Source organism: Dyella nitratireducens, assembly GCF_014642835.1.
Classification (GTDB): domain Bacteria; phylum Pseudomonadota; class Gammaproteobacteria; order Xanthomonadales; family Rhodanobacteraceae; genus Dyella_B; species Dyella_B nitratireducens.
On the sequence record NZ_BMJA01000001.1, the window covers coordinates 29,117 to 41,935 of the forward strand.

Below are 12,819 nucleotides of genomic sequence, written 5' to 3' on the forward strand. Positions count from 1 at the left end.
TTTGAACAGCCGCACAAGTGAAACGGCGTGAAATTTTCCGGCGACCAACGCGTAGGTTGGGGTGTAAACCCCAACATGATGATGTCAATCAAGGTAGCGATGTTGGGGTTTGCACCCCAACCTACACGGGTTCCATGTAGCGCAGCAGAAGCCTTGGTGATTCCCTGCCCTGCCAATCATTGATAGTGAGCTCATACGCCGCACGCATCATTGCCGGCGGCGGCTTGCCTTCATAGGCATTGAACATCACCGCATCATGTACCGCATCGTCACGCGGATCGCGCAAGCTGAGGCGCAGATGCCGCTCGCCCATCGGTCGCCAGCTGAAGCATTCGAAGCGGTTTTCGAACACCGGCTCGGGAAAGGCCTGCCCCCAAGGGCCGGCGAAGCGCAGCATGCGCGCCATCTCCAGGGTGAACATGCCGGCCGGCATTTCGCCATCGGTGTAGAGCACGGCCTGCAGCTGTTCTTCGCTCAGCCATTCGCGCGCTACCGCGTCAAAAGCTTCGGCGAAACGGGGGTAGTGCCGCGCGGGCAAGCTGAGTCCTGCGGCCATGGCGTGACCACCGAAGCGCTCGATCAAACCGGGATGGCGCGCATCGACCACCGCCAACGCATCGCGGATGTGAAAGCCGGATATGGAGCGCGCTGAGCCACGCAGGTGATCGGGATCGTCCTCGCCCGCCGGCGCGAAGGCGATCACCGGGCGATGCAGGCGTTCCTTCAATTTGGAAGCGACCAAGCCCACTACGCCGGCATGCCAGCTTGGTTCGAACAACGTGACGCCCATTGTTTGCACATCGATGTTTGCCGCGCCGGCCACCATCACTTCTGCTTCGGCCACCATGGTGGCTTGCAGATCGCGGCGTTCCTGATTGATGGAACTCAACAGCTCGGCGTAACGGCGCGCCTGTACGGCGTCATCGGTGAGCAGGCATTCGACGCCCAGCCGCATGTCTTCCAGTCGGCCCGCAGCATTCAAACGCGGCCCGATGGCATACGCGAAATCGCTGGCACACAGCGAAGCCACGCTGCGCTGGCTGACGTCGATCAAGGCCAGAATGCCGGCGCAACCGCGACCGCTACGCAGGCGTTTCATACCGGCTTCCACCAGCACGCGATTGTTGTAATCCAGCGGCACCAGGTCGGCCACCGTGCCCAGCGCCACCAGATCCAGGAGTACCGATAAATCAGGTTCGGGTTTCGTTGCAAACCAGTCTTGCTCGCGCAGATGCGCACGCAAGGCCAGCAGCACGTAGAACATCACGCCGACGCCGGCCAGTGCTTTGCTGGGAAAGTCATCGCCGTGCACATTGGGATTGACGATGGCATCCGCTTCCGGCACATGATCACCGGGCAGATGGTGGTCGGTGACGATCACGCGCATGCCACGCGCATGGGCGGCCGCCACGCCGGCCATGCTGGCGATGCCATTGTCGACGGTCACGATCAGCTGCGCATGCGATGGCAATGAGGCCACCAGTTCCGGCGTAAGCCCGTAGCCGTGCACGAAGCGGTTGGGCACGACATAGTCCACGCGCTGCGCACCGAGCATGCGCAAGCCGCGCACGGCCACCGCGCTGCCGGTGGCGCCGTCGCAATCGTAGTCGCCGGCGATGACGATCGATATGTCGTTGCGGATCGCTTCCGCCAGCAACACGACAGCCTGCTGCATGCCGCTCAAATGCTGCGGCGATAAAAGACGATTCAAGCGATGCTCGGCGTGTTCGGGACTCAACACACCGCGCGCGGCATAGATACGTTGCAACACGGGATGCACGGCCTCGCCCCAGCCTGCCGGTTCACCCAGCAGAGGGCGCCGCTTCAACACTTGGCGCATCACGGTTTGCTCCGCCGCCAAAAGCGCACGCGGTGCCAGGGACGATGCAGCCAGCGCTCGCCGCTGGCGAAGGCAAACAGCACCGGTTCGCGTTTGCACAGTTGTTGCAAAGCAGGCCACCACTCGGCAGCAATGGCATCCACCGGCTCGTCCTGCAGGTCGATCAACCAGCCTGCCTTGGCCGAATCCAGCCGGGTGCGTCGTTGCGCGGGAATGCCGGCGCGTTTCGCCAGTGCCAACAACAGCAGGTCTTCACCGATCACGCCGCTCAACGCAGTGTCGATACGTGCCGGCAACACGCCACCGCCCCAGAACCACAAGCTATTGACCGGCGGCAATCCACGTTCGCGCCGTTGCGCGTTGAGCGGATGTTGATGCAGCAGTACCTGCACTTCATTGAACAACATGCGCCAGCGGCGTGCTTGGGCGCCTTCGGGCAGGTGCTCGTACAGATCTTCGCCGAGTGCGGCCTCGGGTGCGGCGAAATCGGGCAAGGCGTTTTCCGCCGGCAAGCGCAGATGCCAGCGTTGCGGCGAAGAGACCTCCAGCTTCATGCCTTCGTCGGCAAACACAGCTTGCAACGGCTCGGCCAACTCGTCAGCTTCGTCCATGCTCAACGGCAGCTGGCCGCAAGCCATCAGTCGCGCGCCGGTCATATCCGGCTGCACCCAGGCCGGGTCGGCGCTGAGCCAGCAGCTGTCGCCCGCATCGCCGGTCAAATAGTCACGAATGAGCGCGCCCGCCGGCATGCCGCCTTCGCATCGAAAATACGCCGCCAGACCACCGAGGTAGCCCACGGCACCATCGGCAAGACGATCCGCACGCTGCAGCCACGCACGTAACGGATGTGAGTGATCGAAACGCTGCCAGGCCGGCAGCCAACATTCCAAGGTTCGCGGTACGTTATCCATCGTGGGTCAGGCTTCGAGCAGCTCGTACAACTCGAGCCACTCGGCTTCGAGGGTTTCCTTTTCTTTGCGCAGTTCGGCCTGGCGCTGGCCGAGCTTCATCAGTTCGGCGGTGGGGCCGTTGTAGGTTTGGGGATCGGCGAGCTTCTGTTCCAGCTTGGTCAGCTCTTCGTCGATGGCAGCGACGCGCGTTTCGATTTTCTTCACGCGCTGGCGTGATGCCTTTTCGCTTTCGCGCTGCGCGGCAGCGGCGCGGCGGCGATCCGCGGCGGATTCAACCGGTTTGCCTTCCGACTCCGTTTTCTTGGGCGCGGCGCCGCGTGCACGCAGCCAGCGGGCGTAATCGTCCAGGTCGCCATCGAACGACTCCACTTTGTGATCGGCCACGCGCCAGAAGCTGTCGCAGACCATGCCGAGCAGATGGCGATCATGCGACACCAGCACCAGTGCGCCATCGAAATCGGCCAGCGCATCGGCCAGGGCTTCGCGCATGTCGAGGTCGAGGTGGTTGGTGGGTTCGTCGAGCAGCAGCAGGTTGGGTTTGTCCCACGCGATCAAGGCGAGTGCGAGGCGTGCGCGCTCGCCGCCGGAAAAGCCGTCGACGGACTCGAAGGCGCGATCGCCCGCGAAATTCCAGCCGCCGAGAAAATCACGCAGCGCTTGTGCACTGACGCCGGGCGCCTTGTCCTGTAGGTGGTCGAAGGGGCTGGCGCCTTCGCGCAGGCTTTCCACCGTGTGCTGGGCGAAGTAGCCGATTTTCAGATCTTTGTGCGCTTTGCGCTCGCCCTGCAGGGGGAGCAATTCACCGACGAGGGTTTTCACCAAGGTGGACTTACCGGCGCCGTTGGGGCCGAGGAGACCGAGGCGTTCGCCGGCTTCCAGGCGGAAACGTACGTCACGAAGAATGATGGCAGGCAGCGCACCGGCTTCGCCGGGATAGCCCGCTTCCACGTCTTCCAACTGCAGCATCGAATCCGGCAAGCGATCCGGCACCGCGAACTGGAAATGGAATGGACGTTCCGCCCTGACCGCTTCCGTTCCCGAGATCTTTTCCAGCCGCTTCATGCGCGACTGCGCCTGCTTGGCCTTGCTGGCCTTGGCCTTGAAGCGATCGATGAAGGATTGCAGGTGCGCACGCTCCGCCTGCTCGCGTTCGTGCGCGATCTGCTGCAAGCGCAATTGCTCAGCACGCTGACGTTCGAAGGCGCTGTAGTTGCCGCTGTAGAGCTTCCCCCTGCCCTCGTTGAGATGCAGGGTGTGGGTGATCACGCCGTCGAGGAATTCGCGGTCATGCGAGATCACCAGCAAGGTGCCCTGGTAGCGGCGCAGCCATTCTTCCAGCCACAGCACGGCATCCAGGTCCAAGTGGTTGGTGGGCTCGTCGAGCAGCAGCAGCTCGGACGGTGCCATCAGGGCGCGGGCCAGGTTCAGGCGCACGCGCCAACCGCCGGAGAACTCGCATACCGCGCGTTCATGCGTTTCCGGGCTGAAGCCGAGTCCGTGCAGCAGACGGCCGGCGCGGGCGCGGGCGTCGTAGCCGTGCAGCTCTTCGATGCGGTGATGGGCGCGCGCCATCGCCTCGGTGTCACCGCGTGCCTGGGCATCGGCCTCGTCGCGTATGGCGGTGGCCAGTTCCACGTCGCCGCCCATCACGTAGTCGATGGCCGGGTCGGGCAAGGCCGGGGTTTCCTGCGCTACCGAAGCCAGGCGCAGCTTGGCCGGCATATCCAGCTCGCCCGCATCGGCCTCGAGCTGTCCCTGGAGGGCGGCAAACAGGCTGGATTTACCGCAGCCGTTGCGACCCACCACGCCCAGGCGCCAACCGCTCTGGATGACGAGGTCGATATCGGAAAGCAGCAAACGGCTGCCGCGGCGCAAAGCAAAGTGGCGGAACGCAATCATGGGGAGAATCAGGCTAGGACCGGGCAAGGCACCCGAAGCCGCACATGATAACGGTCAGGGGCGCTCTGGTTCATTCAGATCGGCCCTCCATCACATCTGCCGGCTTTGCTCGTAGCAGGACCTTCACGGTTCTGCTAAAACAGCGCGGCAACGCTTTGTGCGGAGAGGGGAATCATGTTCAAGCACCGTTACACCCTGCCCTTGCTGGCAGCCATGGCCCTCGGCGCCGGGCTGGCCGCGTCGCAGGCCGCCCTTGCCCAGGAAACGCTTACCCAGCGCGTGCAGGAAGAAAAAACCATGAACCTGCCGGCACGCGGCATGAGCATGGAGCAGGTGGAGAAGCGGTACGGCGCACCACTGCACAAGCTTTCGCCGCGAGGCGGGGATTCGGCGCATCACCCAACCATCAATCGTTGGGAGTACTCGAATTTCATCGTGTACTTTGAGAACAGCCATGTGATTCATGCGGTGTTGAATACACCGGCCGGTAACAATCGGAATCCGATGGTGGTGAATTGACCCGCCGTCATTCCGGCGAACGCCGGAATCCAGTACAAACATGCTGTGCGAAGCACTCAGCATAAAGAGGTTATGTGTGCTTCGCACGATGTGTTTAGACTGGATTCCGGCGTTCGCCGGAATGACACCTGGAAAGATTGAGCGTCGCCGGAAGAAAGACTGCCTCGCGCAACGATCAGCGGCATCGTAAACTTTCGCACTTGCCTGCCTGGCAGCCGCCGGGCGATTCCCCCTCAACGCGAGTGTCGTCCCCATGACCGATTCCAACTTGCGCCTGCCGGCCGAATGGGAGCCGCAGGCCGCCGTGTTGATTGCCTGGCCGCATGACGGCACCGACTGGGCCGAGCGGCTCGAACAAGTGGAATCCACCTACGTCGCGCTGGCGGCGGCCGTGACGCGCTTCCAGCCGCTGATCATCGTGGTGGCCGATGCTGCTCTGCGTGCACATGCCACCGCGAAACTGCAAGCCGCACATGCTGATCTCTCACGCATCCGCTTCGTGGAATTGCCGTACGACGACACCTGGCTGCGCGATTCGGGGCCGATCACCTTGCGCGGCGACGGCAACCGCTTTCAGCTCACCGATTTCCGCTTCACCGGCTGGGGCGGCAAATTCGGCGCGGCGCAGGATGACGCGTTGATCGCCGGACTGGTCCAGGCTGGCGTGTTCGGCTCGGCTGAGCACAAACGTATCGATTGGGCGTTGGAAGGCGGCGGCATCGAGAGTGATGGCGTCGGTACCGTTCTCACCACGTGGCGCTGCCTCACGCAGCGGCATCCGGAACAATCGCGCGAGGAAATGAGCAATATCCTGCGCGACGGCCTGCACGCCAAGCGTGTGCTATGGCTCGATTACGGTTACCTGGAAGGCGACGATACCGACGCACACATCGATACCTTGGCGCGCTTTGCGCCGGGCGATCGCATCGTCTACCAAGCGTGCGACGATACCGATGATGTACACCATGCCGAGTTGCAGCGCATGGGCGACGAACTGGCGGCATTGCGTACCCCAGGTGGCAAGCCCTATACGCTGTATCCGCTGCCCTGGGCCGAGCCGATCATCGACGAAGGCCGGCGGCTGGCGGCGTCTTACGCGAATTACCTGATCGTCAATGGTGCGGTGTTGGTACCAGCCTACGGCGATGCCGCTGACAACGAAGCGGCGCGCATCATTGGTGAAGCGCATCCTGGCCGTGTGGTGGTGCAAGTGCCCTGCCGCCCGTTGATCTGGCAAAACGGCAGCCTGCATTGCATCACCATGCAGTTGCCGGCAGGGTTGTTGGGTTAGTACTCAACACGACACATGAGCGTTGCGCTACTCAACTTCTATGCGAGGCGCCGGCAGCGCATGGCTGCTGTGCCGTTTGACGATTTCATCGTGGCGCACATCAGGGCCGGGCAGAAACGGCTGACCAACGGTACGCAGCGTGCAGCGGTCGACATGGGGCATTACCTCGTCGTGACCCCGGGCATGCTGCTGAACGTGGAGAACGTACCAGCCAGCAATGGACCGTATCTTTCCAGTTGCATTGCGGTGTCGCGCGAATTGCTGCTGGAAAAGAAGTGGACAACGGACACCGATCCAACAACTTGGACAGTATTGCCGCCCTCGCCTGCCCTGGATCAGGCTTTCGCGCATACCGAACTGGGTTTGCAGCAGCAATTACCGCAGGCAGTGTTGGCGCATCGGGTGCGGGAGCTGTTGGAAGCGCTCGATCTCAGCGGTTTCCGTCCCACTTCGCTGCAAGAGCTGGCGGTGGCCGAGCGCGTACGCATGTTGCTGGCCGCGATGCCTGATAGAGCGTGGCACGCTGAAGACATTGCCGGACATTTGGCGATGAGCGTGGCAACGTTGCGCCGCAAGCTGGCTGCGGAGAAGACGAGTTTCCGCGCGGTGCTGGAAGAAGTGCGCCTGGCACGCGCGCTCACCTTGATCCAGACCACTACACAGCCGCTCAAGCGCATTGCCGAAGTCTGCGGCTATCTCTCTCCGTCACGTTTTGCGACACGGTTCCGGATGCGTTTTGGCACGCTGCCTTCCGAATTGCGTGAGTAATCTGCGCTGACCGACATCGCCTGAAAAAGTGCTAGGTTGACGTCCGGCTTGGGTAGAAGGACTCATCGGATGAGTACTGTTTCCAAATCATTGGCCACGCGCATTCTATGGGGCTTGACCATCGGCGTCGTGGCAGGCGTCATCACTCTGGGTGTGGGGGAACTCTCTCCGCGCGTGTTGAGTGCGGCGCAGACCGTGTCCTCGGCTGCGCTCGATCCGTTTGGCCAGATTTTCCTGCGCTTGCTGTTCTTCGTGGTAATCCCGCTGGTGTTCTCCTCGCTTGCATCGGGCGTAGCGCAATTGGGCAGGCTCGATCGCCTTGGACCATTGGCTTGGCGCACGTTTGCGCTGTTCGCCGCCAACATGCTGATCGGCGTCGCCATCGGTTTGTTGATGATGAATCTGCTGCAGCCAGGCCATCATCTGGCAGGGGGCGCCAAGGATCTGCTGATGCAGGAATATGGCGGCAACGCAAAGCAGACAGTGCAGCGTTCGGAGGCGCAACCCGGCATGAGTTTCGCGTTGCTGGTAGACATGTTCATGCCGCGCAATCTGCTCGGTGCTTTCGTCGGCAACAGCCGCGGTGCGCTGGGTGACGTACTGCCGCTGATCGTATTCGCGATGCTGGTGGGCGCCGCCGCGACACAGCTGGACGAGCCGAAGCGATTGAAACTGCAAGCCTCGCTCGATCTAGTCAGCGACACGATGACTGCCATCGTCGGTTTTGCGCTGAAGCTTGCGCCGTATGCGGTACCCGCGATGATCTATAGCGTGATCGTGAAAGTCGGCCCCAGCATTTTGATCACGCTTTCCGTGTTCGTGCTTGGTTGCACGGCGGCGCTGGCATTGCAGTTGTTCGGCACCATGTCGGTATGGCTGCGCGTGTTTACCTCTCGATCGCCGCTGATGTATTTCAAGCAAATACGGCCGTTGCTGGTTACGGCGTTTTCCACCAGTTCCAGCAGTGCCTCTCTGTCCGCGTCACTGGCGATGGCACGCGACGAATTGAAACTGGCACCGAGCACGTCGGGTTTCGTGCTGCCGTTGGGAGCCACCATGAACATGAGCGGCACAGCCTTGTTCGAAGGTTGCGTGGTGCTGTTCGTGGCACAGGCGTTCGGGATAGAACTCGTGCTCGGACAGCAATGCGTGCTGATGCTGCTGTCGGTGCTTAGCGCCGTGGCAGTGGCCGGCATTCCTGGGGGTTCGTTGCCGCTGATTGCAGGTTTGCTCGCTACTTTCGGCGTACCACCGGAAGGCATCGGCATCGTGCTGGGCGTGGATCGCATCCTCGATATGTTGCGCACTACGGTCAACGTGGGCAGCGACATCGTTTCCGCCACGGTCGTGGATGCGCAAATGCGCAAGATCGCACCCGTTGGCGCTGAAGAAAGTGTGAGCGTTTCGGGCGATTGATTGCGCGTGGCGTGGCAAGCCCGTGGCAGGCACTTTCATATCCTGCCGCCGTCCACACACGAGTGTCTGCCATGTTCCGTACGCTTGCCGTCTTGTTTGCCCTCAGCGCCGCCGTTGCCCATGCCGGTGACTTTTCTCTACAAGTCGATGCCGCCGACGCCACCGGCCATATCGCGCCGAAGTACACCTTCAACGGCTTCGGTTGCAGCGGGCAAAACTTGGCACCCGCCATGCACTGGCAAGGGCAGCCTGCGGGAACACGCAGCTTTGCGATGACGGTGTACGACCCGGATGCGCCCACCGGCAGCGGCTGGTGGCACTGGGTGGTGATCAACCTGCCAGCTTCTATCCATTCGCTACAGGAAGGCGGTGCATTGCCCACGGGCGCACGCGGCATCCACAATGACTTCGGCACCACAGCCTGGGGTGGCCCCTGCCCACCCGTTGGCGATAAGCCGCATCGCTATGTATTCACCGTGTATGCGCTGGACGTGCCGCAGCTGGATGTGCCGGACAATGCCAGCGCCGCGCTGGCCGGTTTCATGGTGCATGGCCATGTACTGGGCAAAGCGCAGCAAACGCTGACGTACGGGCGATAAGGCCCTTCCTCTGCACTCGCGGGTGCAGGGGAAATGCCTCAAAAAAATCAGCCTGGCTATTTGTCCAACCGCACCCACTTGTTGCCGAGACGCGCACAAACACCACCATCTTGGCAAACGGTCAAATTGCCTTTGTCGACGGCGGCATTGATCTCGGACACCCATCGCGCACGCGCGATCTCCTCACGCGCTTGCCTCACTGCATAAAGCGATGCGCCGATCGCCAGCAAGGAGCCGATCGCGCAGGCAATAAAAGCTCTCCAGGCATGGGTCGTATGCATGCGACGCATCGCTTCGATGCGTCCAGCCAGATGCTGCGAAGCCACCTCCAGCGTGCGGGCGCTACGCTGCAGCGTTTCCTCCAGGTTGTGAACGGGGCCCGCCAGGCCTTCGGTCAGCGCCGCGTGGGTAGCGGTTTTTACGTTCGACATAGCCTGGGTGGTACTGCGTTCGACGGTGCTCGATACCTGCTGCGCTGCATGAAGCAATTGCTGAGCCGCATGATGGTTTGTTTCCACCACACGGCTGCTGCGCTCTTCGAAATGGTCGGTGGCGGCGGAGAGTTTGACGGCGAATGTTTTGATATCTTCCATGTTGTAATCACCGTGATTCAGCGAGAGAGCGTCAGCACGGGGCCGTGTTGAACGGGAGTTTGCAAGACCTGCTGCTGTTGCCTCACCAACTCGGCCTGCTGCTCTTGCAGTTGCTGCTGCTGATTGAAAAGGTGGCCCTGCTCGAAAAACAATTGACCGGCATCCGATTGCGCATAAGCGCGCCCCACTTGGCGAGCAAGCGCGTCGTCTTTGTGGATGGCAGCTTGATACAGCGCCTCGAACATGTCGTCGATGGAACTGTTTTTATCGATATGCGGGCATCTGGCAGGCCATGCATGCTCGCGTTGCCATGGCGGCGCAAGCTCGGGATTGCGCTCCCGCTCCACCTCGTAAGCACGCGCCGAGATCGGCAGAACATGCTCATGCGTTGTGATGGTGTGCTGAAACAACCCTTTCGCAGGCGGCAAGCTGCTGCTGTCGTAATACGGGATGGGGGATGGGTTGCTGCCCAAATCGATACCATTTTCTTCCAGCAGCTTTTCGCTCAAGTGCAACTGCGACAGGTTTACAGTGATGGAAGGCGTGCGGTTGTAATGGCGCTCCAGTTTCGCCGCTTCGCCAATGGCCCAGGCGCCGTAGTAGTTGGCGTAGTCGGATTTGCCGAGGGCACCAAGAGCCGATTCTTTTGGTTCTTTATCAAAGAAATTCCGTCCCATAGCCTCCAGATTGGCGGGCGTTGGACTAAGGGTAAGATCAGGGTTAAGGGTGAGGTTGGGTTGAAGTGCATAGACATAGACCGGGTAGTCGCCGCTTTGCTCGATGAAGTCCCTTAATCTGGTGGGTTGAGCGTTGTAAATATCAGCCAGGGTGGGAGTCGGGTTGGATGTCTTAATCTGGCTGACAATGGCATTCCATCCAGAAATTTCCGCACTAGCCTCATCGCGGCGATTGGCAGCGATAAGATTGCCGATGGCCGCCGTGTAATCGTGATGGGTCTTGGCAGCTTGCGTAGCTTCTTTGCTGAAAGTCGCATACGCCTGCACGGTAGTGGCGTGATTGAAGCCATGTTGCAATTCGTGGCCTAACGTAAAGACCACTTCCCCCGTATTAACGGTCTTGTCCGACCGTGTACTCAGGATACGTAACGGCAAGCGCATGGCCTTAGTAGCCGCGTCGTATTCACCACCCGCATGGGAGTGGGAAATTGGTTCAATCTGTTTGAGATATCCTAGTTTCACAGCGGTATTGATTTGCTCAATCAAAGCCGCTGATGCCTCGATCGAAGCGCGCAGATTTTGAACCTGGTCCGGAGTGACACCAGGCTGCGTTTCGAAGGCGGCGATGATTACCTGGGCTTCATGGCTAAGAGTTGGCACGTCGCGCTCCTTGCGTTATTCAGTAGATCAGGACCATCTTCACGCATCGGTGATTGATTTTCTCAACTGGTTCGTTGGCTTCCCCTTCTGGGTAGACCTCGATGTAGAGCTTAGGGCGGGTGAAAGAAAGGTTGATCAGTGCTCCGTGTTCGCCGTAGTACGGTTCGGACGTGAAGCCCATGGATTCAAGTTCGGCCTTGAACTGGTCAAAATCTATCTGGCAAATATCGGTCATGGGAGGACTAGCGCCAGGAGCGTTTTTGTTGAAAGAGAATTCGAAGCGGGGGCCATAGTTGGGGGACCGATCCACACCGAAGCCATAACTCCATTGGCGCGTTATGGACTCTCCAAACCCATATCTTTCATAGCGATCAGCCGCATGATTGATCGCCGTTCCCATGGCTTCTCGCAAGCGCTGTGGCGTGAAGTCTTCGAGGCTCTTGCTACTTCGAATCAGCGTCAGCAGGCGTGTCAATGCCTGCTCAGCATTGAGAAGGGGGCGAATCGATGTAGTGCTTATTCCATTGTGATCAAAGTCGGCGGAATGAGACAAGGCAGATGTCTCCTTAGAAGATGGCAAGGTGGCTTGTGAGGGCGCACTCTCGCAAGCAACTAACGTGACTGCGCCGAACAAGAGGCTTATACGACTACAACGGGATGGTGATAGCGCGAACAAGACTGCTTCCCCACAGAATCCATTGCAAATAACCTATCACTGGGCGAACGCGTGAAATGACAGCGATAGCCTGAAAGGAAAGTAAGGTTCTCTCGCCTTGATGCGCCAAACACATTTGCCCAGTCCGCCGCCGCGCCCCTTAGCCGCTGATGATTCAATCGAGGCGCACAGGTTTTGCACTTGATCCGGGATGACGTTGGGCTGCTTTTCAAAAGCGGCAATGATCGCTTCAGTTTCAGTGCTCAGTGTTGGCATATCGCGTTCCTTGCGTTCAAGAAATCAAAACCATCTTTACGCATCGATGACTGATTTTCTCAACGGGGTCATCGGCCTCGCCTTCCGGATAGACCTCGATGTAGAGATTCGGTCGGGTGAAGCTAACGTTGATGAATCTGCCATGCTCGCCATAGTAAGGCTCGGAGTTAAAACCCATCCCCTCGAGTTCGGCCTTGAATCGGTCGAAATCGATCTGACAAATATCAGACATCGGAGGAGAAGTTCCTGGATCGCTTCTGAAGTCAAAGCTGAGCCTGGGGCTTGGTTTGAGATTTTCATCCATCTCTATGGCATATGACCAATCCGCCGTAACCGGTTCGCCAAAAACGTGTTGTCCAGGTCGATACGTTGCAAACGGTACTCCCATCTTTTCGCTTAGATACTCACCCGTGAACTCGTTCACGCTGCGACTGGTTCGAATCAGCACTAGCAACCGGGCAAGCACCTGCTCAGCGTTGAGAACGGGGCGAATCGGCGCAGTGGTTATCCCACTGTGATCAGAGTCGGCGGAATGAGACACAGCAGATGTCTCCTTGGAAGATGGCAAGCTGGCTTGTGAGGGCGCACTCTCGCAAGCCACTAACGTGACTGCGCCAAACAAGAGGCTTATACGGCGGGATGGTGATAGCGCAAACAAGATTGCTTCCCCACAGAATCCATTACAAACAACCTATCACCGGGCGGACGCATGAAA

General features: G+C 60.0%; 13 protein-coding genes. 5 read left to right on the top strand and 8 right to left on the bottom strand.

Annotation, left to right across the window (positions count from 1 at the left end; genetic code table 11):
* Window positions 1–121: 121 nt before the first annotated feature.
* From recJ to IEX75_RS00170, 3 genes are read right to left on the bottom strand one after another with little or no spacing between them, the layout of a single operon-like run.
* The gene (gene recJ, locus IEX75_RS00160) at window positions 122–1,840 is read right to left on the bottom strand and encodes a single-stranded-DNA-specific exonuclease RecJ (protein WP_188794269.1); all 1,719 of its coding nucleotides are present in this window, start codon (window positions 1,838–1,840) and stop codon (window positions 122–124) included.
* Window positions 1,840–2,751, bottom strand: a complete 912-nt coding sequence (locus IEX75_RS00165) for a phosphoglycerate mutase (RefSeq protein ID WP_188792261.1) — start codon at window positions 2,749–2,751, stop codon at window positions 1,840–1,842. Before IEX75_RS00165 ends, recJ begins: the two co-directional genes overlap by 1 nt.
* A 6-nt stretch (window positions 2,752–2,757) precedes the next feature.
* Window positions 2,758–4,650, bottom strand: a complete 1,893-nt coding sequence (locus IEX75_RS00170; protein WP_188792262.1) for an ABC-F family ATP-binding cassette domain-containing protein — start codon at window positions 4,648–4,650, stop codon at window positions 2,758–2,760.
* A 174-nt stretch (window positions 4,651–4,824) separates the two neighbouring features.
* On the opposite strand from IEX75_RS00170, the gene IEX75_RS00175 reads away from it, so the two are divergent.
* From IEX75_RS00175 to IEX75_RS00195, 5 genes are all read left to right on the top strand, one after another.
* Window positions 4,825–5,169 carry a hypothetical protein gene (locus IEX75_RS00175; protein ID WP_188792263.1) on the top strand — a complete coding sequence of 115 codons (345 nt, stop codon included), beginning with the start codon at window positions 4,825–4,827 and terminating at the stop codon, window positions 5,167–5,169.
* A gap of 253 nt (window positions 5,170–5,422) precedes the next feature.
* Complete coding sequence (locus IEX75_RS00180) at window positions 5,423–6,460, top strand: agmatine deiminase family protein (RefSeq protein ID WP_188792264.1); 1,038 nt, start codon at window positions 5,423–5,425, stop codon at window positions 6,458–6,460.
* A 15-nt stretch (window positions 6,461–6,475) separates the two neighbouring features.
* The gene (locus IEX75_RS00185) at window positions 6,476–7,228 is read left to right on the top strand and encodes a helix-turn-helix transcriptional regulator (protein WP_188792265.1); all 753 of its coding nucleotides are present in this window, start codon (window positions 6,476–6,478) and stop codon (window positions 7,226–7,228) included.
* 69 nt (window positions 7,229–7,297) lie between these two features.
* Complete coding sequence (locus tag IEX75_RS00190; RefSeq protein ID WP_188792266.1) at window positions 7,298–8,644, top strand: dicarboxylate/amino acid:cation symporter; 1,347 nt, start codon at window positions 7,298–7,300, stop codon at window positions 8,642–8,644.
* Window positions 8,645–8,715: 71 nt separating this feature from the next.
* Window positions 8,716–9,243: a YbhB/YbcL family Raf kinase inhibitor-like protein gene (locus IEX75_RS00195; RefSeq protein WP_188792267.1), complete on the top strand. Its 528-nt coding sequence runs from the start codon at window positions 8,716–8,718 to the stop codon at window positions 9,241–9,243.
* Between the two features lie 56 nt (window positions 9,244–9,299).
* Here the strand turns inward: IEX75_RS00195 and IEX75_RS00200 are convergent, their stop codons facing one another.
* The 5 genes from IEX75_RS00200 to IEX75_RS00220 all read right to left on the bottom strand — a co-directional run bounded on the left by IEX75_RS00200 (window position 9,300) and on the right by IEX75_RS00220 (window position 12,645).
* Window positions 9,300–9,836 (bottom strand): hypothetical protein, encoded by a 537-nt coding sequence (locus IEX75_RS00200; RefSeq protein ID WP_188792268.1) that lies wholly within the window; start codon window positions 9,834–9,836, stop codon window positions 9,300–9,302.
* 17 nt (window positions 9,837–9,853) lie between these two features.
* Window positions 9,854–11,173, bottom strand: coding sequence for a hypothetical protein (locus tag IEX75_RS00205; RefSeq protein ID WP_188792269.1), 1,320 nt, complete (start codon window positions 11,171–11,173; stop codon window positions 9,854–9,856).
* 19 nt (window positions 11,174–11,192) lie between these two features.
* Window positions 11,193–11,726, bottom strand: a complete 534-nt coding sequence (locus tag IEX75_RS00210) for a hypothetical protein (RefSeq protein ID WP_188792270.1) — start codon at window positions 11,724–11,726, stop codon at window positions 11,193–11,195.
* A 159-nt stretch (window positions 11,727–11,885) separates the two neighbouring features.
* Entirely contained in the window at window positions 11,886–12,104 is a 219-nt protein-coding gene (locus tag IEX75_RS00215) for a hypothetical protein (RefSeq protein ID WP_188792271.1), read from the bottom strand.
* 16 nt (window positions 12,105–12,120) lie between these two features.
* Complete coding sequence (locus tag IEX75_RS00220) at window positions 12,121–12,645, bottom strand: hypothetical protein (RefSeq protein ID WP_188792272.1); 525 nt, start codon at window positions 12,643–12,645, stop codon at window positions 12,121–12,123.
* Window positions 12,646–12,819 lie beyond the last annotated feature (174 nt).